Below are 21,856 nucleotides of genomic sequence, written 5' to 3' on the forward strand. Positions count from 1 at the left end.
GCTTCCTCCCTCACCGGGATCAAAGCCGCAAGACATCAGAGGCGTCAACAAGACATCGATTAAAAACGCGTCACGATTTCCGAAAGGAACGGTCGCGGACGGTCCTCGCTCGGCCTGGTCGGCGTGCCGATATGGATGAAGCCGGCGAGCTTTTCGTCCGGCTTGAGGCCGAGGCCGTCGAGCACGTCGCGGTCGAACGAGAACCAGCCGGTCAGCCAGCAGGCGCCGTAGCCGAGCGCGGTCGCAGCCGTGACGATGTTCATGGCGCTGGCGCCCGCCGACAATTCCTGCTCGAAGGCCGGTACCTTCGGATGCGGTCTGGTGAAGCTGACGATGCCGATCACGAGCGGGGCATCGGTGAGCCGTTTCCGCTCGATCTCGACATCGGCCGCCGGCGCGCCGGGATTCTTCCGCGCAAACACCTTTGCGATCACCTCGCCGGCGCGCTGGCGTGCGTCGCCTTCGAAAATGATGAAGCGCCAGGGCGCGAGCTTGCCGTGGTCGGGCACGCGCGCGCCGATGGTGAGGATCGTCTCGAGCTCGGCCGCCGAAGGGCCGGGCCCGGTCATCTCGCGCGGCTTGACCGAGCGGCGGGTCTTCAGGAGTTCGATGGCGTCGGGCACTGCGATATCCTCTTCAGCTGGTCGTCGGGCGTGCCATGCGGAGATAAGCATGCACGCCCGCAACCGGAAGCGAATTTAGATCGATTTCAGGGATCAGGCCGCGCCCCGTGCCCGGACGACGTCCGGCGGGGTCGCTTCCTCGACCAGCGCGGCGATCGCCTCCGCCGTCGTCATCACCTTCTGGCCGTCGCTGCCGAGGCGGCGGACGGAGACCGAATGCGTCTCGGCCTCCTTCTTGCCGACCACGAGCAGTGCCGGGATCTTGGCCAGCGAGTGCTCGCGGACCTTGTAGTTGATCTTTTCGTTGCGCAGGTCGATCTCGACCCGAAGCCCCGCGCGCCGCGCCTGCTCCAGGACCTGCTTGGCATACTCGTCGCCTTCCGAGGTGATGGTCGTCACCACGGCCTGCACCGGCGACAGCCAGAGCGGGAAGTTGCCGGCATAGTGCTCGATCAGGATGCCGATATAGCGCTCCATCGAGCCGCAGATCGCGCGATGCACCATCACTGGCGGCTTCTTGCCGCCGTCATGGTCGATGTAGAACGCACCGAACCGCTCCGGCAGGTTGAAGTCCACCTGCGTGGTGCCGCACTGCCAGTCGCGGCCGATGGCGTCGCGCAGCACGTATTCGAACTTCGGCCCGTAGAAGGCGCCTTCGCCCGGATTGATCTCGGTCTTGATGTGGTTGTTCTGCGACTGGATCTCGCGCAGCACCGTCGCCATGACGCGCTCGGCGTGCTCCCACATCGCATCCGTGCCGACGCGCTTGTCGGGCCGGGTCGACAGTTTCACGGTGAGATCGCCGGTGAAGCCGAAGTCCGCGTAGGTCGACAGGATGAGATCGTTGATCTTCAGGCATTCCTCGGCGAGCTGATCCTCGGTGCAGAAGATGTGCGCATCGTCCTGGGTGAAGCCGCGCACGCGCATCAAGCCATGCATGGCGCCCGATGGCTCGTAGCGATGCACCACGCCGAACTCGGCGAGCCGCAAGGGCAGGTCGCGGTAGCTCTTCAAGCCATGCTTGAAGATCTGGACATGGCCCGGGCAGTTCATCGGCTTCAGCGCGAACCAGCGCTTGTCCTCGGCCTCGTCGCCCGCGGACTGTGCCGCGAACATGTTTTCGCGGTACCAGCCCCAATGGCCCGAGGTCTCCCACAAGACCTTGTCGAGGATCTGCGGCGCGTTGACCTCGCTGTAGTCGCCGGTCAGGCGGCGGCGCATATAGGCGATCAGCTGCTGGAAGATGGTCCAGCCCTTCGGATGCCAGAACACGACGCCCGGACCTTCCTCCTGGAAGTGGAAGAGGTCGAGTTCGCGCCCGAGCTTGCGATGGTCGCGCTTTTCGGCCTCCTCGATCTGCTTGAGGTAGGCGTCGAGATCCTCCTGCTTGGCGAAGGCCGTGCCGTAGATGCGGGTCAGCATCGGATTGTTGGAATCGCCGCGCCAATAGGCGCCGGCCACCTTCATCAGCTTGAAGGCATTGCCCACCTTGCCGGTCGAGGTCATGTGCGGACCGCGGCACAGGTCGAACCAGTCGCCCTGGTAATAGATCTTGATCGGCTCGTTGCCGGGAATGGCGTCGACCAGCTCGACCTTGAAGGCCTCGCCCTTGTCGCGGAACACCTGCTTGGTCTTTTCGCGATCCCAAACCTCTTTCGTAAAGGGTTTGTCGCGCGCGATGATCTCGCGCATCTTCTTCTCGATCGCGGCAAAGTCTTCCGGCGTGAACGGCTCGTTGCGGAAGAAGTCGTAATAGAAGCCGTTCTCGATCACCGGGCCGATGGTGACCTGGGTGCCCGGCCACAGCGTCTGCACGGCTTCGGCGAGCACGTGCGCGCAGTCGTGGCGGATCAGCTCGAGCGCGCGCGGATCGTCGCGGTTGATCAGCTCGATCTTGGCATCGGCTTCGATGGGATCGTCGAGGTCGGCGACGACGCCGTCGAGCGCCATCGCGACCGTGCGCTTGGCCAGCGACGGCGAGATGCCCTTGGCGATCTCGAGCCCGGTGATGCTCTTGTCGTATTCGCGCCGGGCGCCGTCAGGGAAGGTGAGGGTGACTTTGGGCGCGGGGTTCACGGGCTTAAGATTGCTGAGGCTGTATTGGAAGCCGGATTCGGATTTGGGCTGGTCGGTCATTGCTTTTCTCCTGAGGCTCACTCCTGCGAACGAGCGCAGGTAAGCGGGAACGAGCGATATATCAGGCGATTCGGCCTGCGCAATCCGGCATTTCCAAGAAAGTGGCACGCAAAAGTTGCGACCTTGCACCAACTATTTCGAGCAACGGCCTTTAACGGCGGCAATCCCGCTCTACATGCACTTGCATGCAAAAATCCGCCGCCGGCCGTTTCGCGCCAACCGCCCTGATGCTTGGCAATCTCGTCACCGGCTGTTCGGTGCTGGCGCCGGCGGGAATGCTGCCGGAATTGTCGGCCGGGCTCGGCATCAGCATCCACGCGGCAGGGCTCCTGATCACCTTCGGCGCGATCACGCTGTGCATCGGCTCGCCGCTGACGGCCTGGCTCACGAGCCGCATCGAACGGCGGACGCTGCTCGCGACGACGCTGGCGGTGCTCGCCTTCGGCAATCTCGCCTCGGCGTTTGCGCCCGACTATGCGAGCCTCCTCGTCATCCGCCTGGTGATGCTCGCGGTCGGCGCGCTGTATACGCCGCAGGCGGCCGGCACGGCCGCGCTGATCGTGCCGGTGGAGCGGCGCGGCAGCACCATTGCCTATATCTTTCTCGGCTGGTCGCTCGCCGCCGCCGTTGGCCTGCCGCTGATCACCTTCATTGCCAGCCGCTACGGCTGGCGCGCGGCCTATGGCGAGATCGGCGCACTCGGCTGCATCAGCTTCGTGTTGTTGCTGCTGCGCCTGCCTGCCGGACTGAAGGGCACGCCGGTGGACCTGAAGACCTGGAGCGCGGTCGGCCGCAGCAGGACGGTTCTGCTGCTGCTTGCGATCACCATGCTGCAAATGTCCGGGCAGTTCGTGGTGTTCACCTTCATGGGCCCGCTGCTCAAGAAGCTGACCGGGGCGGGGCCGGACGCAATCGGCATGGTGTTCGGCATCTACGGCCTCTGCGGTTTCCTCGGCGTCGTGATCGCGACCCGCATCGTCGATACCTGGGGGCCCTATCGCACCTCGCTGCTGTTCACCTGCCTGCTGCTTGCGGGCGTCACGGGCTGGGCGCTCGGCGCCGGCACGCTCGTCCTGATGGCGGGTGCCGTCGCGATCTGGGGCCTCGGCTTTGCCTCGACCAATTCGATGCAGCAGGTGCGGCTGGTCGCGGCCGCGCCGCCGCTTGCGTCCGCCACCGTCGCGCTCAACACCTCCGTCCTCTATATCGGCCAGGCGGTCGGCTCCGCCATCGGCGGATTGCTGTTCGCCCGCGAACTCCTGTATCCGCTCGGCTTCGTTGCGGTCGGCTTCGTCGTGCTGGCGCTGGTCCTGGTGATCCTGACCCGGCCCCGGCCGGCTGCCACCGCTTGATCCCGCGTTTTCGTGCGCGCAAGGTCCTTGGCAAACCGCGCGCGAGAGCGCTAGAACGCCGGTCATGGGGACCAAAGAGAGTTGACTGAGATGAGGATGATTCTGGCGGTTGCCGCGGTGCTCTATTCAGCCTCCGCGTTTGCGCAAGCCGACAAGCCACCGATGGTCGGGGACAAGCCGTTAGTGCAGGTCAAGCCGAAGGGGACCAAAGCGGGGACCAAGGAGGCCGCAGCCAAGCCGGCCGCGGCGCCGAAGGGCAAGCCGCAATCGATCGCCGCGCGGCTGCAAGCCTGCCTCGACCTCGACGACGGCACCAAGGACCGCCTCAATTGCTACGACGCCGTGATTCCGCCGGCGCCGAAGCCGAAGCCGGCGAAGGCCAAGGGCTACGCCGATTGCCGTTTCTTCAAGGAAGAGGACGAGCGGCTGGCCTGCTTCAACGGTTTTGCCGAGAGCATTCCGAAGCTGCCCAAAAGCTGAACGCCAAGACCTGAAGCGCGCGACCTTGGAGCCGGACGGCTAGTCGCTGATCCGGTTCAGCACGGCCCTGAAGGCAACGCCCGGTACTTGCAGCGCACTGCCTTCGAATTCTGCCGCGTCGCCGTCCTCGCGGCCGGTGAGCGTCAGCGTGACGCGGTCGATGCCGAACAGCCCCTTGAAGGACGGGTCGTCGTTGTAGCGCTGGGTCGAGATCTTGACCTTGATCGTGTCGCCTTCGCCCGTATAGGTGCCCATGAAGGCGAAAGCGGAATTGCCGCCGCGCATTTTGCCATCCATCACATAGACGACACCGCACCCGGTCCCGTGAACCGTGTGGAAGTCGACCTTGTACAATCCCTGACGCACGACCTGTCCCCGCAGAAGATCCAAATCCAACCTGGCCGGCAAACTATGATCGTTGCCAGCGGAAACAATCCGGTGGCGCCCGGAGATGCCGGCCATCAACATCAGATTTTGATCAAGGCTTGAAAGAATTGCGGGCAGCGCACCGAAATACCGGCTGGCGCAATGTCGGGACTATCGGTTCGATGCCGATGGAGTGGTCGCCGCCACGCGCGTCAGCGCCAGCGCCGGCGTCGCCGACATCTTCACCAGCACGTCCTTGAGCGGATATTGCGTCCACGCGCGGTTCACGTAGTCGCGATGGGTGATGCCGTCGCCGGTCTCCACGAACACCACGCTGCCGGGACGCAAGGGGCCGTCCATGTCCTCGGAGACGCCGATGCCCTTCTGCCTGAGCATGCTCATCAGCTCGCGGTCACGCCGTGCGGTGTAACGGGTGTAGGAGCTGACGAAGAAACCGGAGCGGTGACTCTCGATCCAGGAGGCGAACTTGTCCATTTCGCCATAGACTGCGTCGAGCAGCACGACGCCGCGGACGCGGTCGCTGATGCCGCCGACCTCGAGGCTCCAGGCCGTCGGCAGGAAGCCGCCGCTATAGCCGACGATGACGATCGGCATGTTGGCGAAGGCGCGCGCGCTGTTGGGATCGCCACTGAGGCGGGCGAGGTGGCTCGCCGATTCGTCCATGAAGCGCTTGAGGCCGCCCGCCTGCCAGAATTTTCCGGCGCTGGAATCGGCGGCATCGACGGCCATCTGCGGCGCAAGCAGGATGGCATTGGCGCCGGAATCGGTGATCTGCTGCGGCACCAGCTGCCGGTCGCGCACATCGCGCTCCAGCGTCGCGCCATTGCCGTGGAAGAACACCACGATCACGCCCGGCTTGCGGACGTCGAAACGCTCGGGCACGTGCACCAGCACGCGGCTGTCGCTGTAGGTCTCGTCCTGCCAGTAGATGCGCCCCGAATAGCTGCGGTGGCCGCGGCGGTCGCCCTTGGAGATGTTGAGGAACGGCGCGTCGGAGGCAGGGTTGTTGCCGAAATAGGGGAAGGCCGACGACTTCATGCTGACGAGCGTCGTCAGGTCTTCGCGGGGCGGACGCTGGTAGGGCACCTGCGGTGTGAGCGAAGCGACCTTGTAGGGTGCCTGCTCCGGCCGCGGCTGCTGCTCAACGGCGCGCTTGGGCGAGAAGTCCGACATCTGCCGTTGCAGGAAGCTCTCGCCCGCCGAGGGGAAGCGCTCCTTGAACGGCGGGGCGGGGAAGCGATCCTCGAACGTGTCGGCGCTCGCAACCTGCGAATTGGTTTTGGCGACGACCTGGACATTGGCCTGCGAGTTCGCCGCAAGCGCCGCCGGATTCGGCGCCCCGCCGCATTGAACCAGCGTGAGCGAGAGCGGCACCAAGGCTGAGATCAGGCCGATCCGGAGCGCACGACCGTGCCGATCGGACGGCGTCCGATCGGCACGAATGTCAGCTCTCGTTTTCGGAACGGCCCCGACCATCCACCCATGACCCCAAGTCATGACCACAAGCCCAGCGGCAATCTTGAGATAATTGAGCCGACTGGTGTTTAGGCGACGTTAAGTGTCCGGAGAAACTTCCCCACATCCGGAACGCTCGAAGGGACCATGCAATCGTGTCGTGATTGTGGGGATCGGAAACGGGATTCTCCGGGGTTTATCGTCCGGGACCATGCTTAGAAGGTGCGGAAATACCTATTTCACTTGCCTCATTTAACCCTTGTTAACCCTGCTTGAATTGACTGATGCTTCCCACGAGGCGTGAGGCCTGAGGTTAAGGACCCCGATGACGGCATCAGATGCGGGTACTGCGCCCTGGACTGGCCGGCTGACCGGAAGAGGGGCGGGCGTCTCCGTTCTGGTCGCAACCGCCATCGTCGTTGCCGACATGATCGGGGTCGGCGTCTTCACCAGCCTCGGCTTCCAGGTCAAGGACATCCCGTCCGGCTTCTCCATCCTGCTGCTGTGGAGCGTCGGCGGCATCGTCGCGCTGTGCGGTGTGTTCTCCTACAGCGAGCTCGGGGCGATGTTCCCGCGCTCGAGCGGCGAATACAATTTCCTCGGCCGCGCCTACCATCCCGCCTTCGGCTTTCTGGCCGGATGGGTCTCGGCGACGGTCGGCTTTGCCGCGCCGGTCGCGCTCGCCGCGATGGCCTTCGGCGAATACGCCAAATCGGTCGTCCCCGACCTGCCGCCGATCCCGCTCGCCATCGGCGTGGTGTGGCTGGTCTCTCTCGTGCAACTGACCGGCGTCAGGCACTCCTCGACCTTCCAGTTGATCTCGACCGTCCTGAAGGTCGTGCTGATCGTCGCCTTCCTGGTCGCCGGCTTCATCATCGGCGTGCCGCAGCCGATCGCCTTCACGCCGCAGCCGGGTGACCTCGCGCACATCGTCAGCGCGCCCTTCGCGATCGGCCTTGTCTTCGTGATGTACTCGTTCTCGGGCTGGAATGCGGCGACCTATATCATCGGCGAGATGAACATGCCGCAGCAGAACCTGCCGCGCGCGCTGCTCGCGGGCACGCTGATCGTGCTTGTGCTGTATGTCGCACTGAACGCGGTGTTTCTCTACTCCACGCCGGTCGGCGCGCTCGCCGGACAGCTCGATGTCGCCAGCGTCGCCGGCACCGCCATCTTCGGCAGCCTCGGCGGACGGATCGTCGGTGCCATGATCTGCGTCGGCCTGATCTCCTCGATCAGCGCGATGATGTGGATTGGCCCGCGCGTGATGATGACGATGGGGGAGGACATTCCGGCCCTGCGCGTGTTCTCGAAACGGTCGGTGAGCGGCGCGCCGGCCTACGCCATCCTGTTTCAGCTCGCGGTCGCGACCCTGCTGCTGTTCACGCGCAGCTTCGAGGCGGTGCTCGACTTCATCCAGTTCGCGCTTCTGTTCTGCTCGTTCTTCACGGTCGCCGGCGTCATCAAGCTGCGCATCACCGATCCTGACCTGCCACGGCCCTATCGCGCCTGGGGATACCCGTTCACCCCGCTCGTTTTCCTGCTCGTGACCGCGTTCATGATGTACTACCTCTTGACCGAGCGGCCGGTGCAGTCGCTGTCGGGGATGCTCCTCATGCTCTCGGGCCTGTTGATTTATGCTGTTTTCCGCAGGCGGCCGGTCGCCGCTGGCACGTCACACAATCGCGAATAGACATGTTTCGACTCTTGAGAATTGCGGCCGTCGCTCTTGCCCTGCTGGCTGCGGCCGTCTCGTCCGTGCGTGCCGCTGAGGTCACCTTCGACGACACCGCGCGCTTCCTTGCGGGGATGCAGCCATCGGCGGACTCGCCACTGGTGGCGCTCACCAAAGACCCGTCCTGGCAGCATCACGCAAAATTCTTCGACGGCGCCTTTGCCCAGCTCGAGCAGCGGCAGCTCTCGAAGATCCGCACCTGGTCCGACGTCAACCTCGCCGCGCCACGGCCGACCATGTTCTACATGTTCAGCGGCCCGGACTTCCTCTACGCCGACGCCTTCTATTCCAAGGCCAGCACCTACGTGCTTGGTGCCCTGGAGCCGGTCGGCGCCGTTTCCGACCTGACGCGGCTGCCACGCGGTTCGGTCGGCGCTGCGCTCTACAATGTCGAGCGCTCGCTCGCCTCGATCCTGAGCTTCTCCTTCTTCATCACCAAGCAGATGAAGGTCGACCTGCACGCCAACCAGGTCAACGGCACCTTGCCGATCCTCTATGTCTTCCTCGCGCGCTCCGGCAAGACCATCCGCAACGTCGAGATGATCGCGCTCGACAACAAGGGCGGGATGCATACGGGCAACGACAATCCGGGGCCGAATGCGACGCGCGGCGTCCGCATTACCTTCGCAGGCCCCGATGGCGAAGCGCGCACGCTGTATTATTTCTCGACCGATCTCTCTAATCCCGGCGCACGTGCGACGGGCTTCCTGAAGTTCTGCGAGACGCTCGGGCCCGGCAACAGCCTGCTCAAGAGCGCGTCCTATCTCTTGCACTCCGGCAACTTCACGACGGTGCGCGACTGGCTGCTCGCCAACAGCGCCACCATCATCCAGGACGATTCCGGCATTCCGCTCGCGAACTACAATGCGCGGCAGTGGCGATTCTTCCCGTTCGGCCGCTACCTCGGACCGATCGCAGAATTCCCCGGCCGTTACCAGGAACGCTATGCCGAACTGTTCACGCGCGCCCAGCCGATCGATTTCGGCGTCGGCTATCGCTGGCGCACGCATGAATCGAACCTGCTGCTGTCGGTGAAAGTGCCGGGGCCCGAGGCTGCGCCTGCTGCGGAGACCACCTCGTCGGCCGAGCCGCCAAAACCGCCGCGTCCGAAACGGCCGCGTCCGCCCGAATCCGTCCCGCCGTCCGGGCGCTTCTTCTGGTTCCGCTAGGCCATTTGCCGAAGTCCGGTGTTACGTCGTCGCGTTCTGGGCGACGACGACCAGCACTTCAGCCTTCTGCCGGCCGAGGCTCCGGACCTCGTGCGGCGTCTCGCCTGAGAAATACAGGCAGTCGCCCTTGCCGAGGACGAGCTCTTCGCCGTCGAGCTTGATCGCAATCTTCCCGTTGACGACGAAGAGCAGCTCCTCGCCGGCATGCGAGGCCCGCGTCGCCGATTTGTGCGGCGGGCTGAGGAGGAACGGCTCCATCATCTTGCGGGTGCGGCCGGTTGCCAGCGGGACCACGCCAAAGGTGTCCTGAAACAGCGGGACGTTGCCGCCTTCGCGGCGGAACAGCGTGTAGCGCGGCGCAGGCTCGGCGTTCGGGTCGAAGAAATTCGCGACATTGACCTCGAGGGCGGCGGCCATGCGCAGCAGCGCGGCGAGCGAGGGGATCTTGAGGTTGCGCTCGACCAGCGAAATGTAGCCGCGCGTGAGGTCGCTCTGCCTGGCAAGCTGGTCCAGCGTCAGGCCCTTGGCAATCCGCGCCTGGCGAATATTGGCCCCGACCGCTGTCGCTTTGCTGACGTCAAGCACGCATGAGTCTCCCGAACTGCTGATGCCTCTTTTGCATCAGATGCAGCCGAACTGCCAGCCCGGTGGCGCGCACGGCCAGTTCCGGGGCACGTGCAGGTGTATTCCAAAGGAAAACCATCGCGCAGAAATTTCGAGCAGTGCCGCGGATATTGTGGGCAGACGAGCTGGTATCTCACGAAAAACAGCTGAAAAATAGTGCAATATCTGCACTCTGCCGCGATCGGCGGCATTTGCCGCGCTTCGTGGCGTTGATTTCCAATAGTAAACATGATCGATTTTACCGCCGCGGCTGCCGATGGGCTCCGCGGACAGAACCAACTGCTTTTCCCAGGCGCCGGTACCTTTTGGAGAGATCGATGACCGTAGCAGACGACGTAACCCTGAACGTAGCGCCGGACGAGGCGGCGAGCTTGCGACGGATCGTGTGGTCGAGCGTGATCGGCACCGCGGTCGAATGGTACGACTTCCTCATCTACGGCACGGCGACCGCGCTGGTGTTCAACAAGGTCTTCTTCGCGGCCGGCAATCCCACGCTCGCCACCATCGCCGCCTTCGGCACCTATGCGGTCGGTTTCCTGGCGCGGCCGCTGGGCGCTGCGATCTTCGGTCATTACGGCGACCGGGTCGGCCGCAAGGCGATGCTCGCGATCACGATCATGGTGATGGGCATCGGCACCTTCCTGATCGGCCTGCTTCCGACCTACCAGCAGATCGGCATCGCCGCACCTTTGCTCCTGATCGGCCTTCGTTTCCTCCAGGGCATCGGCCTCGGCGGCGAATGGGGCGGGGCGGTGCTGATGGTGGTGGAGAACTGTCCGACGCACCGCCGCGGCCTGCTCGGCAGCATGGTGCAGGTCGGTAATCCCATCGGCAATCTCGCCGCGATCGGCATGTTTGCGCTGGTGGCGAGCCTGCCGGAAAGCGACTTCATGACCTACGGCTGGCGCATTCCCTTCCTGATCTCGATCCTCCTGGTCGGCGTCGGTCTCTACATCCGCCTCAACATGGAAGAGACCGCGGCCTTCCGTCAGGTCCAGGCCAAGAAGGACGTCGCGAAGCTGCCGCTGGTCGAGATCTTCAGGCATCACCGTAGGCCGTTCTTCACCGCGGTTGGTCTGAAGATCTCCGAGATCGCCTATGCCAGCATCGGCGGCGTGTTCGTGATGTCCTATGCCACGGCCAATCTCGGTCTGTCGCGCACGGTGGTGCTGAATGGCGCGTTCGCCGCATCGCTGGTCGCGCTGCTTGCCATTCCCCTGTTCGGCTGGCTGTCCGACCTCGTCGGCCGCAAGACGATGTTCTATGCGAGCTGCCTGTTCTCGGCGCTGTTTGCCTTCCCGCTGTTCTGGCTGCTCAATACCCGCGATCCCACCATCGTCATCTGCACCATCGTGGTCGCGATCACCTTCGGCCAGATGGCGATGTTCGGCATCGGCGCGCCCTGGTACTCCGAGCTGTTCACCGCGCGGCTGCGCTATAGCGGCGCCTCGCTCGGATTTCAGGTCGGTGCGGCCCTGAGCGGCGGGTTGACGCCGCTGGTCGCTGCGTCTCTGATGGCCTGGAGCGGCGGCGCAACCTGGCCCGTCTCGCTGCTGCTGATCGCCTGCGCGGCCATCACGGCAACGGCGACGACGTTCGCGCCGGAAATGGCGAACAAGGAACTGACCTGATCCCGCGGCGCGCCATCGCTTCTCACAAGGATTTGTCATGCTCGACACCGTCAGCGCCGGCTCGGCGCAGAAGACAGCGCAGCTCGGCTGGACCGGCGTGGTGCGCTTCCTCCATCTCGCCCCGCGTGCATTCCTGCCGATGCGCGCAGCTGAAACGATCACCCTCGTCGCCGGCAAGGGGATCGAGGGCGACCGCTACATGATCGGCAACGAAGAGGGGTTTTATTCGCACAAGCCGGAAGAGGGCCGGCAGGTCACCCTGTTCGAACTCGAGACGCTGGTGGCGCTCAAGCGTGATGCCGGCATCGAGCTCGGCCCGGAGGAGCATCGGCGCAACGTCACGGTTGAAGGCGTGCCGCTGAATCATCTGGTCGGCCGCCGCTTCTGGCTCGGGGAAACCCTGCTGGAGGCAACCCGTCTGTCGGTGCCGTGCCGGCATATCGAAGAGATCACCGGCAAGGCGATCTTCGATCCCCTGATCAATCGCTCCGGCCTGAACTGCAAGATCCTGCAAGGCGGCACCGTCAAGGTTGGCGATACCGTGCGGAACGCGGCATGAAGGTGCGTCCGATCACGACGATCAAGACGGTCGTCACCCTCATCGAGGAGGCGGGGGCAGGCATAAAACTGTTCACACTGGCCGATCCCGACCGTTGGGAGTTGCCGCCCTTCAAGCCCGGCGCGCACATCGACCTGCATCTGCCCAACGGACTCGTCCGCACCTATTCGCTGTGCAACGAGCCCGCCGACAATGCGCGCTATGTTGTAGCGGTCAAGCGTGAGGCTGATGGGCGTGGCGGTTCGCGCGCGCTTCACGACGAGGTTGCAATCGGCGACGTGATCGGCGTCTCGCTGCCGCGCGGCGGGCTCGATCCCGGTGCAGGCATTGCGCGCCATGTGTTCATCGCCGGTGGCATCGGCGTGACGCCGTTTATGTCGATGGCGCGGCATCTTTCGCGAACTGGCGATGCCGACTTCGTCCTGCATCTGGTCGTGCGCGAGGAGATGCCGCTCGCCGCGCATCTCGCGCCGTTGATCGACGCGGGCCGTGTCGTTGTGCACTGCACCTCGCGGACCGGGCGTCCTGATCTCGCGGCGCTCATCGGGGAGGGCGGGGCGGACACGCTGGTCGCCTGTTGCGGGCCGGAAGGCATGACTGAGGCTTTCGAGCAGGCGATCGCAGCCTGGCCCGCCGCCAATGTCCATATCGAGCGCTTCATCGCGCCGCCGCCGGTCATCGATCCCGACGCAAAGCCCTTCACGCTGTCACTGGCGCGCTCGGGCGCCGAGATCCAGGTGCGCGCCGGTCAGACCATGCTCGCCGCGTTGCAGGAAGGCGGCGTCGACATCGCGACCTCCTGCTGCGGGGGCATCTGCGGCGCCTGCAAGGTCGGATGGATCGAGGGCGAGCCCGTGCACCGCGACCGCATCCTGTCGCCGTATGAGCGCGAGCGCTATCTCATGGTTTGCGTCGCCGGTTCAGACGCGGAGCGCCTGGTGCTGGATCTCTAGCTACCAGTGCACGCTCTGGCTCGGCACGATGAACGCCGTGCTGCTGGGCGGTGTCGCCAAGCTCGTCGCCAGATACCAGCCGGAGCCGAGCACGAGCGCCAGCAGGGCGATCATGGCGAGCACATCGATTGTTCTTGGATCGTGCCCCCTTGGATTGAACTTGGGATGCGGACCACGCCTGAAGTGAAGAAAAAGAGGGCTGATTTTCCAGCGCATTGTTGTTTCCTCCCGCGGGAGCATCAAAACAACGCGAGGAGAAAGTTCCGGTTCCACTCAGGGCAGCGATGCGCAAAGCACCGCAACAAACTTAGGGGGCGTTGACGCCGCGCCAGCGCGCGTAACGCCAGGGCAAATACCAGCGCGCCCCGGACGGCGCGGCGAGGGGCACGTTGTCGATGCCCGACGTGCCGTACGGATTGCAGCGAAGCAGGCGCGCGAGCGTCATCCAGCCACCGGCCCAGAGCCCGAAACGTTCGATCGCTTCGTCGCCGTAGGCGGAGCAAGTCGGAAGGTGCCGGCAGTTGTAGCCGACCAGCGGCGAGAGTGTATGGCGGTAGAGCCAGATCAGCGCGCGACCGAATCTGCGTGGAAGGCGAAGCGCGCCCTCGACCGGAGTGGAACAATGCTCGCAAGCTGAATGCTTCATGTGCGCTTTGCCGCGATCGTCGGCGAGGTGTTGCCCGGTTCCGGCGCAGGGAACAGCAAGCTGTTATTTGCGCGCCATATTTTACGTGCTTTTTGGGAGCAGTGCAGCAAGTACCTATGGACGATCTGTATTCCCCCGGATACCATTTTTATGACGTCCGTGTGTAGAAGCATACTCGTGTATGATGGACTCAGAGGGCGCTACCGAGGATTGTCGGGGGACCTTTGGGGCTTGGGGAAGGAACCAGATTGAGACTTCTGAACTCCCTTGATCGTCGCGGCTGGTTGGTGCTTGGGGCTGCCGCACTCGGCATCGCGCTGTCCGGAGCTGTGGCGACGACCGGCACCAAGGCTCATGCCGCTGCTGCTCTCGAAGAGCGCAAGCTGCCGATGAAGTTCAGCTGGGTCGCCTGCGAGCCGACCTGCCGCGGCTGGGTCAGCGCGGTTGGCATCATCACCGCCGATACACCCAGGGATTTCGAGGAGTTTTCACGCGGGCGCCAGCTCGGCGGTGCCACCGTCGTGCTCGATTCCAGCGGCGGTTCCGTCAATGACGCGATCACGCTCGGCAGGCGCTTCCGCAATCTCGGGCTTTTGACCACGGTCGGCATCAGCGTTCAGAACCGCGGCGGGCAGTCGGCCCGTCCAGCGGTCGCGCCTGAGGCCTATTGCGAATCCATGTGCGTGTTCCTGCTGCTGGCCGGCAAGAAGCGCTACGTGCCGGACGCCGCCCATGTCCGGGTCCATCAGATCTGGATGGGCGACCGTGCCGACGACGCCAAGGCGGCGAGCTACAGCGCGCAGGATCTGATGATCGTGGAACGCGACATCGGCCGGCTTGCCAAATACACTTTCGACATGGGCGGCGCCGGCGATCTTTTGTCGCTCGCGCTCAGCGTCCCGCCCTGGGAAGATCTGCACGAGCTGGACACCGGCGAGCTCAAGCTCACCAATCTCGTGACGACCGATCTGGTGGCCGACGTGCTGCCGCATGTGGACGTCACGGCGCCGGCCATGGCGGAGCTGACACCGAAGACGCAGGCCAGGTTTGGCGTGGAACCGGAGCAGGCGGCCAGGTCGACCAAGACGGCGGAAGCCGTCGTGCCGACCGGGACGGCGCCGAGCGCGGGCTCGCAGAAGTAGGATCTCAAATCTTGGCAGTCATTCCGGGGCGCGCGTAGCCCAAACCCGGAGTCTCGCGCTGTAATCTCGGGATTCCGGGTTCATCGCTTTGCGACGCCCCGGAATGACGCGGGCGGTTCAGCCCTGCGCCGCAGCCGGCTGCTTCGCCTTCGCCTCGATCTGACCGATGGCATCGACCACCGCATCGAAGGTCAGGAGCGTCGAGGCATGGCGCGCCTTGTAGTCGCGCACCGGCTCGAGGAACTTGATCTCTTCCCATTTGCCTTCAGGAGGCGCGCCGTTCTCCTTGAGCATCTTGCGAACGGTTTCGCGTAACTCACGGAGTTCGCTCGCAGTCGAGCCGACGACGTGACTTGCCATAATGGATGAAGAGGCTTGTCCCAGCGCGCAGGCCTTCACGTCATGGGCGAAGTCGGTGACGGTATCTCCACTCATCTTGAGATCGACCTTCACGGTCGACCCGCACAGCTTGGAGTGGGCAGTCGCGGTGGCATCGGGGGCCGACAGCCGCCCGACGCGCGGAATATTCCCGGCCAACTCGATGATCCGCTTGTTATAAATGTCGTTCAGCATGTGATGGAGTCCAACACTTCCGCACCGGATCGGCCTTGGCGGGCGCCGTCCACGGCCCTATATAGGGTCGGAACGGGTGGAAAAACAGTCCAGCGGCCCGGCGGCGGTGATCCAGGACCACGCGGCCGACGTTAGAGATTGCGGACCTTTTTCGCCAAAACTGTAGTCTTCAGGCGTCCGGCGGCTTGCCGCCCCGTCTGCCGGTGACACTCCGGCCGCAAGGCCGTCGAACGGAGTCGATATGGACGCTACGATCAAATCCCTTCGCCCCAACAAGCCCTCCGACCGGCAGCCTGAGAGCCGCCCGGCCGAGCTTGACCCTGCCGAATTCCTCGCGGCCGCCGTCCGCGCCGACCAGCCGCGCCCCGCGCGCGCAGAGGCGGAAGCGGCGGTGAAGACGCTGCTGGCCTATATCGGCGAGAACACCGCGCGCGAGGGCCTCCTGGACACGCCGCGCCGCGTGGTCGAAGCCTTCGACGAGCTCTATCAGGGCTATCACCAGTGTCCGGCCGAGGTGCTCGACCGCACTTTTGGCGAGACCGCCGGCTATGACGATTTCGTGCTGGTGCGCGACATCGAATTCACCTCGCAGTGCGAGCATCACATGATGCCGTTCTACGGCAAGGCGCACATCGCCTATACGCCGGTGGAGCGCGTCGTCGGCCTGTCGAAGCTTGCCCGCCTGACCGACATCTTCGCCCGCCGGCTCCAGACCCAGGAGCATCTGACGGCGCAGATTGCTGCGGCCATCGACGAGGTCCTGAAGCCCCGCGGCGTTGCCGTGCTGATCGAGGCCGAGCATACCTGCATGTCGGTGCGCGGTGTCGCCAAGCATGGCGCCTCCACGTTCACCAGCCGCTTTACCGGCATGTTCCGCGACAATCCGGCGGAGCAGGCCCGTTTCCTGTCCCTGGTGCGAGGCCTGCAACGCTGACCTCGCGAGTTAACTGGCGAGGTTTCTGTGTCCGCTCACTCCCATGAGATCGAGGAAGGTCTGTCCTTCCAGCCCCGGTTCGACGCGGTCGGGCTCGTGACTTGCGTGGCGACCGATGTCGCCACCGGCGACGTGCTCATGGTCGCCCACATGAACGACGAGGCGCTGCGCAAGACGATCGCGACTGGCGAGGCCTGGTACTTCAGTCGCTCGCGCAATGCCTTGTGGCGAAAAGGTGAGACATCGGGTCAGACCCAGCGCGTGGTCGAGATGCGCACCGATTGCGACCAGGACGCGGTCTGGATTCGCGTCGAGCAGATCGGCGCCGCCTGCCACACCGGCCGCCGGTCCTGCTTCTACCGCAAGGTCGAGGCCGAGGGCGGGGGAGCCAAGCTCGTCTTCGTCGATGCCGAGCGGCTGTTCGATCCCAGCGACGTCTACAAGAAGTAGCCCCTCTGTCATTCCCGGGCGTGCGCAGCACGAGCCCGGAATCCATCGTGCGGCATCACGCGCGGGGGGATGGATTGCGGGCTCATCGCTTCGCGATGCCCCGGAATGACCCGGGGATGGGCAAGTAGCCAAATTAACCCCGCATTAACCATACCTGTCCCACGGTGAGACGACAGGGCGCCGAATTGCCGGCGTCGCTCAACGCCGCGCGGGGCGGGCACTCCATCATGTCGGTCGACAATTCCAGTGCCTCTCAGACGGCGGTTCTCGATCCGTCGCGGGCGCGCGTCGCCGGTGCGATCAAGCAGGCCTCGAATATCCCGGGCGTCAGCTTCCAATACATGCTGACCACCGCAAAGATGGAATCGGATTTCGATCCGACCGCGGGAGCCACGACGTCGACCGCGCATGGGCTCTATCAGTTCATCGACCAGACCTGGCTCGGCACGGTGAAGGAGGCGGGGACCCAGCTCGGCTACGGCAATTATTCCGACGCCATCACCAGGACGTCGTCGGGCAGCTACACCGTCGACGATCCCGTGATGAAGCGGTCGATCATGAAGCTGCGCGACGATCCGGAAGCCGCCTCCAGCATGGCCGCGGCGCTGACGCAGTCGAACAGTTTCAAGCTCACCGGTCTGCTCGGCCGCAGGCCGTCAGACAGCGAGCTCTACATGGCGCATTTCATGGGCGTCGGCGGAGCCGCAAAACTGATCGCCAATGCCGAGGACAATCCGCAAGCGGTCGGCGCGCGGTTGTTCCCCAATGCGGCATCCGCCAACCGTTCGATCTTCTACGCCAGGGATGGCCGCGCCCGCAGCGTCTCCGAAGTCTATTCGGTGCTGGACGCGCGCTATGCGAGCGCAGCGAATTCGAAGACCACGCGCAGCGCGATAGCGATGTATGGCGGCACGCCGTCGACGACGCAGGTCGCAAGCGCAAATGCCGTGCTGCCCACCACGCCCGTGATCGACAATGCCGCCTATCTCCAGACCTTTCCGAATGCGCGCGGCGTGACGCCGGTCAGCGCGACATCGTCAGCCACGGTCGCGGACAATGCACCGGGCACGCCGATGTTTCGCTCGATCTATCAGCCCGGCGACGCCACGCAGCCGGTCTCGACGACGGTGCAGAAATTGTGGGGCAACAACGCCTCGCTCACCTCGGTCGCGCCAGCGACCTCGGTCGCATCAGCGACGCCGGACGTGCGGCCGCCGCAGCCGCTCGACCTCTTCAGCGATCGCAGCGGCTCGTTCTCGAGCTAACCCTCGCGCTCGTGTCCCGGACGCGCAGCGTTGCTGCGCAGGGTCGGGGGAGGGACGCACAGGCGCCTTGGTTCCCTTAACAAAACGTCAATAAAACCAGCCAGTTATGGTGAACGCTTTGTTAAGCGTCGTGGTTTATTTTGTGTTGCAGGTGACAAGCCGTCACCATTTTCGTTTGTTGTGTAAGCCGGAAGCAGCATGATTGTTCGGCAGTTCATCAATTGGATCAGGACGGCGTCCGCCGGCGAGCGGGCCGAGGCAACACGGGCATTGGCCCGGGCCTGGCTGATCTCGGACCTTTCCGCAGACGACCGCGTCGCCGCCGAAGGCGCGCTGCTGATGCTGCTCGACGATCCCTCGCCGCTGGTGCGGCAGGCGATGGCCGAGGCCTTTGCGCGCAGCACGGATGCCCCGGCGGCGATCGTGCGGGCGCTGTCGGCGGACCAGCCGACCGTCGCGCTGCCCGTGCTCGAACATTCTCCGCTGCTGATCGATGCCGATCTCGTCGACATCGTCGCAACCGGCAATGACGAGGTGCAGTGCGCGGTCGCGCGCCGCATCGCGCTGCCGGTGTCGGTCTGCGCCGCCATCGCCGAAGTCGGCTGCGCGGCGGCAGCGCTCGAGCTGATCGAAAATCCCCATGCCGAGCTCGCGCCGTTCTCCTGGAACCGTATCGTCGAACGCCACGGCCATCTCGCCGCGATCCGCGAGGCGATGTTGGTGCTGGAGGATCTGCCGGCCGCAACGCGCGCGGCGCTGGTGGCCAAGCTCTCCGAGACGCTGGCGCAATTCGTTGTCGCGCGGAACTGGCTGAGTGCCGATCGCGCCGACCGCATCACCATCGAGGCGCGCGACCGCTCCACCATCAACATCGCGGCGCGCTCGCGCGGCGAGGACATGCAGGGCCTGGTGCATCATTTGCGCGTCACCGGCCAGCTGACCGCGGGCCTGATCCTGCGCGCATTGTTGTCCAGCAATCTCGATCTGTTCGACGCCGCGCTGGCTGAACTCGCCGATCTGCCGCTGGCGCGCGTCACCGCGCTGCTGCACGATCGCGGCGGCAACAGCCTGCACGCGCTGCTGCGCCGCGCCGGGCTTCCCGAGGCGACGTTTGCGGCGTTCCAGGTGGCGCTCGACGCCTGCCACGAGCAGGGCTTCGTCGATAGCGACGACGGGGCGGTGCGGCTGCGCCGGCGCATGGTCGAGCGCGTGCTCACCCATTGCGAGACCGACCGTGGTGCCACCGAACCGCTGATGGTCCTGCTCCGCCGCTTCGCCACCGAGTCCGCGCGCGAAGAGGCAAGGCTGTTCTGCGACGAGCTGGTCGCGGATGACACGGTCGATCCGGTTTATGACGATCTGATCGCGGCGTAACGAGACGCCGTAGGGTGGGCAAAGGCGCGTAGCGCCATGCCCACCATCTCTCCACGCAGCTCATGTTGATTGGTGGGCACGCTTCGCTTTGCCCACCCTACGATTCTGGTCCTGAGGCTCGTCATTGCGAGCGCAGCGAAGCAATCCAGAATCCCGCCGCGGGAACAGTCTGGATTGCTTCGCTGCGCTCGCAATGACTGGAGGAGAGAGGCCCTTACTCCGCCGGCACGATGCTCGGCGCCAGGATCACCTCGAGATGCTCGGGGCGGTCGCGGTTGACGTCGGCGAGGTAGTCGTCGGCGACCTTGCGCAGGCGCCGGCTGAGCTCGGCGGAGACGCTGATGCTGTCGAGCTTGGTGTTCTCGTGCACGATGGCCAGGATGGCGTTGATGTGGTGCGTGAACAGTTCGGCCGGCACCCGTTCGAGATCGGGCGCGTGCTCGATGACGCGGCACAGGCTCTCGGCGATTCCCGCCGCGGCCGGATAGCCGAATGTCGCGGCGTCGCCCTTGATGTCGTGCGCGGCGCGGAACAGCTCGTCGCGCCTGTCCTTGGTGAAGCCGTCATTGCGGATGGCGACGTAGGCGGCGGACAGGCGGTTGACCTCGGTCGTCATCCAGTCCTTGAACTCACCGGCGAGACCGGCGAGCGCCTGCTCGGCGCGGCTGACCGGATCGTCCATGTCCTTGTCTTCGACACGGCGCAGAACCTTGCGCAGCGGATTGGGCTGCGTGATGATTTGATGCGTGGCGAAGGCCGTGACCTCGATGTCCTTTGCGCTGTTCTTCGCCATGATACCTGCCTCGCGTGAGACGTTGCGCTAGATGGAGGAGCGGGCCTTGTCGAGCAGCGAGGGCTGCTGGAGCACCTCGTGCTTTTCGCCGACGCGGCGCTCGGGGCCCATATAGGCGGAGTTGGTGTTGCGGCGCCGGTCCGGACCGAAATAGGTCTTGGTCTTGATGAAGGGCCGGGGATTGGCGACCACGTTGAGGATGCGCTGATAGAGACCCTTGGCCGAGATCGGCTTGGCCAGGAATTCGGTGACGCCGGCATCGCGCGCGACCGTGACGCGGCGCTTCTCGGAATGGCCGGTCAGCATGATGATCGGCGCGTAAGGGTTGCCCTTGGATTCCGGCTGCCGGATCATCTGCGCGAGCTCGAGCCCGTCGAAGATCGGCATCGCCCAGTCGGTGATGACGATGTCGGGCACGTAATGGCTGTACATTTCCAGCGCCGTGGCGCCGTCCTCGGCCTCGTACACTTCGCGCGCGCCGAAGGAATGCAGCAGCGTCCGCAGGATGCGGCGCATGTGCGGATTGTCGTCGCAGACGAGGAAGCGCAGCTTGTTGAAATCGATGCGGAACATGACGCCTGGGCCAGAGCGGTCAACCTTCGTTAACCATATCGTGGCGGGGGTTAACGAAGGGTTGCGACCGGGCGTCCCAAAGCGCCGGGCAGTGGGCTCAGTACCCGAACTGCTCGCGCAAGATGCGTTCTTCCAGGCTGTGGCCGGGGTCGAAGAGCATGCGCATCGAGATGGTCTTGTCGGACAGCACCTCGACGCGGCGGACGTCGCGCACCTCGTCGTGGTCGGCGACCGCGGCGACGGGGCGCTTGTCACCCTCCAGCACCTCGATGACGACATAGGCCGTGTTGGGCAGCAGCGCGCCGCGCCAGCGGCGGGGGCGGAAGGCGCTGATCGGGGTCAGCGCCAGCAGCGCGGCGTTGATCGGCAGGATCGGCCCCTGGGCAGACAGGTTGTAGGCGGTCGAGCCTGCCGGCGTCGCCACCATGATGCCGTCGGCGATCAGCTCGGGCATGCGCTCGCGCTCGTCGATCAGGATCCGCAGGCGCGCCGCCTGGTAGGTCTGACGGAACAGAGCGACCTCGTTGATGGCGTGGTGCAGGTGGACGTGGTCGTTGACGTCGGTCGCGCGCATCAGCAGCGGATTGATCTCGGACTCATGGGCCGCCTCGAGCCGCGCGCGCAGATCGTGCGTCGAGTATTCGTTCATCAGGAAGCCGACCGTGCCGCGGTGCATGCCGTAGATCGGCTTTCCCGTGTGCATGTGCTGATGCAGCGTCTGGAGCATCAGCCCGTCGCCGCCGAGCGCGACCACGACGTCGGCCTCGTTCGGGTCGCAATTGCCATAGTCCCTGGTGAGCTGCCCGAAGGCGGTCTGCGCCTCGCTGCTCGGGCTGGCGACGAAGGCGATCCGGTCGTAGCGCGCTGGCTTGGTCATGGCTTCCGGGCAGGGCCGCTGGCTCGAGAAAGTTCCGCCGGGCTCGTCTATACACCCGGACCCGCATTGTCGAGGATGACCGCCCTTCAAGGCAAACGGGCGGCCGGCGGGTCCGGGACGAATCC

Annotated in this window: 23 protein-coding genes; 12 read left to right on the forward strand and 11 right to left on the reverse strand. The window is 64.9% G+C overall.

All coding sequences use genetic code 11. The features are described 5' to 3' along the window. Positions 1-59: 59 nt before the first annotated feature. Together E4K65_RS11790 and thrS are read right to left on the reverse strand one after the other, a co-directional pair. Positions 60-623: a nitroreductase family protein gene (locus E4K65_RS11790; RefSeq protein WP_167770733.1), complete on the reverse strand. Its 564-nt coding sequence runs from the start codon at positions 621-623 to the stop codon at positions 60-62. A 93-nt stretch (positions 624-716) separates the two neighbouring features. Beyond that, a complete protein-coding gene (gene thrS / locus E4K65_RS11795; RefSeq protein WP_167770734.1) occupies positions 717-2,759 on the reverse strand; it encodes a threonine--tRNA ligase in 2,043 nt (680 codons plus the stop codon). Positions 2,760-2,944: 185 nt separating this feature from the next. Here thrS and E4K65_RS11800 point away from each other — a divergent pair, with 185 nt between their 5' ends. Both E4K65_RS11800 and E4K65_RS11805 read left to right on the forward strand, forming a co-directional pair. Continuing rightward, entirely contained in the window at positions 2,945-4,111 is a 1,167-nt protein-coding gene (locus E4K65_RS11800) for an MFS transporter (protein WP_135174294.1), read from the forward strand. A 90-nt stretch (positions 4,112-4,201) separates the two neighbouring features. Next, the gene (locus E4K65_RS11805; protein ID WP_027549053.1) at positions 4,202-4,591 is read left to right on the forward strand and encodes a hypothetical protein; all 390 of its coding nucleotides are present in this window, start codon (positions 4,202-4,204) and stop codon (positions 4,589-4,591) included. Between the two features lie 39 nt (positions 4,592-4,630). Here E4K65_RS11805 and E4K65_RS11810 read toward each other — a convergent pair whose 3' ends face one another. Beyond that, positions 4,631-5,059 carry a GrlR family regulatory protein gene (locus E4K65_RS11810; RefSeq protein ID WP_235885583.1) on the reverse strand — a complete coding sequence of 143 codons (429 nt, stop codon included), beginning with the start codon at positions 5,057-5,059 and terminating at the stop codon, positions 4,631-4,633. Between the two features lie 69 nt (positions 5,060-5,128). Further along, positions 5,129-6,454 carry an alpha/beta hydrolase gene (locus E4K65_RS11815; RefSeq protein WP_167770735.1) on the reverse strand — a complete coding sequence of 442 codons (1,326 nt, stop codon included), beginning with the start codon at positions 6,452-6,454 and terminating at the stop codon, positions 5,129-5,131. A 304-nt stretch (positions 6,455-6,758) separates the two neighbouring features. Between E4K65_RS11815 and E4K65_RS11820 the strand changes: the two genes are divergently transcribed. Beyond that, the gene (locus E4K65_RS11820) at positions 6,759-8,126 is read left to right on the forward strand and encodes an APC family permease (RefSeq protein ID WP_135174297.1); all 1,368 of its coding nucleotides are present in this window, start codon (positions 6,759-6,761) and stop codon (positions 8,124-8,126) included. Positions 8,127-8,128: 2 nt separating this feature from the next. Next, a complete protein-coding gene (locus E4K65_RS11825; protein ID WP_135174298.1) occupies positions 8,129-9,337 on the forward strand; it encodes a hypothetical protein in 1,209 nt (402 codons plus the stop codon). Between the two features lie 21 nt (positions 9,338-9,358). On the opposite strand, the gene E4K65_RS11830 is transcribed toward E4K65_RS11825, so the two are convergent. Then, a complete protein-coding gene (locus E4K65_RS11830) occupies positions 9,359-9,922 on the reverse strand; it encodes a helix-turn-helix domain-containing protein (RefSeq protein ID WP_027549058.1) in 564 nt (187 codons plus the stop codon). A gap of 356 nt (positions 9,923-10,278) precedes the next feature. On the opposite strand from E4K65_RS11830, the gene E4K65_RS11835 reads away from it, so the two are divergent. The 3 genes from E4K65_RS11835 to E4K65_RS11845 are packed head-to-tail and all read left to right on the forward strand — an operon-like array spanning position 10,279 to position 13,104. Then, positions 10,279-11,592, forward strand: a complete 1,314-nt coding sequence (locus tag E4K65_RS11835; protein WP_135174299.1) for an MFS transporter — start codon at positions 10,279-10,281, stop codon at positions 11,590-11,592. 37 nt (positions 11,593-11,629) lie between these two features. After that, on the forward strand, positions 11,630-12,151 hold the full coding sequence (locus E4K65_RS11840; RefSeq protein WP_135174300.1) for an MOSC domain-containing protein: 522 nt from the start codon (positions 11,630-11,632) through the stop codon (positions 12,149-12,151). Then, positions 12,148-13,104 (forward strand): PDR/VanB family oxidoreductase, encoded by a 957-nt coding sequence (locus tag E4K65_RS11845; RefSeq protein WP_135174301.1) that lies wholly within the window; start codon positions 12,148-12,150, stop codon positions 13,102-13,104. Before E4K65_RS11840 ends, E4K65_RS11845 begins: the two co-directional genes overlap by 4 nt. Here E4K65_RS11845 and E4K65_RS11850 read toward each other — a convergent pair whose 3' ends face one another. Together E4K65_RS11850 and yidD are read right to left on the reverse strand one after the other, a co-directional pair. Further along, positions 13,105-13,320: a hypothetical protein gene (locus E4K65_RS11850; protein WP_167770736.1), complete on the reverse strand. Its 216-nt coding sequence runs from the start codon at positions 13,318-13,320 to the stop codon at positions 13,105-13,107. A gap of 91 nt (positions 13,321-13,411) precedes the next feature. Next, positions 13,412-13,750 (reverse strand): membrane protein insertion efficiency factor YidD, encoded by a 339-nt coding sequence (gene yidD, locus E4K65_RS11855; RefSeq protein ID WP_135174303.1) that lies wholly within the window; start codon positions 13,748-13,750, stop codon positions 13,412-13,414. 248 nt (positions 13,751-13,998) lie between these two features. On the opposite strand from yidD, the gene E4K65_RS11860 reads away from it, so the two are divergent. Then, complete coding sequence (locus E4K65_RS11860) at positions 13,999-14,892, forward strand: COG3904 family protein (RefSeq protein WP_167770737.1); 894 nt, start codon at positions 13,999-14,001, stop codon at positions 14,890-14,892. Positions 14,893-15,009: 117 nt separating this feature from the next. Here the strand turns inward: E4K65_RS11860 and E4K65_RS11865 are convergent, their stop codons facing one another. After that, positions 15,010-15,465 carry an iron-sulfur cluster assembly scaffold protein gene (locus tag E4K65_RS11865; protein WP_135174304.1) on the reverse strand — a complete coding sequence of 152 codons (456 nt, stop codon included), beginning with the start codon at positions 15,463-15,465 and terminating at the stop codon, positions 15,010-15,012. Between the two features lie 241 nt (positions 15,466-15,706). On the opposite strand from E4K65_RS11865, the gene folE reads away from it, so the two are divergent. From folE to E4K65_RS11885, 4 genes are all read left to right on the forward strand, one after another. Then, complete coding sequence (gene folE / locus E4K65_RS11870; protein ID WP_135174305.1) at positions 15,707-16,399, forward strand: GTP cyclohydrolase I FolE; 693 nt, start codon at positions 15,707-15,709, stop codon at positions 16,397-16,399. 27 nt (positions 16,400-16,426) lie between these two features. After that, the gene (gene hisI / locus E4K65_RS11875; protein ID WP_135174306.1) at positions 16,427-16,849 is read left to right on the forward strand and encodes a phosphoribosyl-AMP cyclohydrolase; all 423 of its coding nucleotides are present in this window, start codon (positions 16,427-16,429) and stop codon (positions 16,847-16,849) included. A 185-nt stretch (positions 16,850-17,034) separates the two neighbouring features. Next, the gene (locus E4K65_RS11880) at positions 17,035-18,114 is read left to right on the forward strand and encodes a lytic transglycosylase domain-containing protein (RefSeq protein WP_167770752.1); all 1,080 of its coding nucleotides are present in this window, start codon (positions 17,035-17,037) and stop codon (positions 18,112-18,114) included. 198 nt (positions 18,115-18,312) lie between these two features. After that, complete coding sequence (locus E4K65_RS11885) at positions 18,313-19,488, forward strand: DUF2336 domain-containing protein (protein WP_135174308.1); 1,176 nt, start codon at positions 18,313-18,315, stop codon at positions 19,486-19,488. Between the two features lie 214 nt (positions 19,489-19,702). On the opposite strand, the gene E4K65_RS11890 is transcribed toward E4K65_RS11885, so the two are convergent. The 3 genes from E4K65_RS11890 to E4K65_RS11900 all read right to left on the reverse strand — a co-directional run bounded on the left by E4K65_RS11890 (position 19,703) and on the right by E4K65_RS11900 (position 21,731). Continuing rightward, positions 19,703-20,281 carry an Hpt domain-containing protein gene (locus tag E4K65_RS11890; protein WP_027549070.1) on the reverse strand — a complete coding sequence of 193 codons (579 nt, stop codon included), beginning with the start codon at positions 20,279-20,281 and terminating at the stop codon, positions 19,703-19,705. A gap of 27 nt (positions 20,282-20,308) precedes the next feature. Continuing rightward, the gene (locus E4K65_RS11895) at positions 20,309-20,854 is read right to left on the reverse strand and encodes a response regulator (RefSeq protein ID WP_008549760.1); all 546 of its coding nucleotides are present in this window, start codon (positions 20,852-20,854) and stop codon (positions 20,309-20,311) included. A 97-nt stretch (positions 20,855-20,951) separates the two neighbouring features. Continuing rightward, positions 20,952-21,731, reverse strand: a complete 780-nt coding sequence (locus E4K65_RS11900; protein WP_135174309.1) for an NAD kinase — start codon at positions 21,729-21,731, stop codon at positions 20,952-20,954. Positions 21,732-21,856 lie beyond the last annotated feature (125 nt).

The sequence above is a fragment of the Bradyrhizobium niftali genome, assembly GCF_004571025.1.
In the GTDB taxonomy this organism is placed as follows: Bacteria; Pseudomonadota; Alphaproteobacteria; order Rhizobiales; family Xanthobacteraceae; genus Bradyrhizobium; species Bradyrhizobium niftali.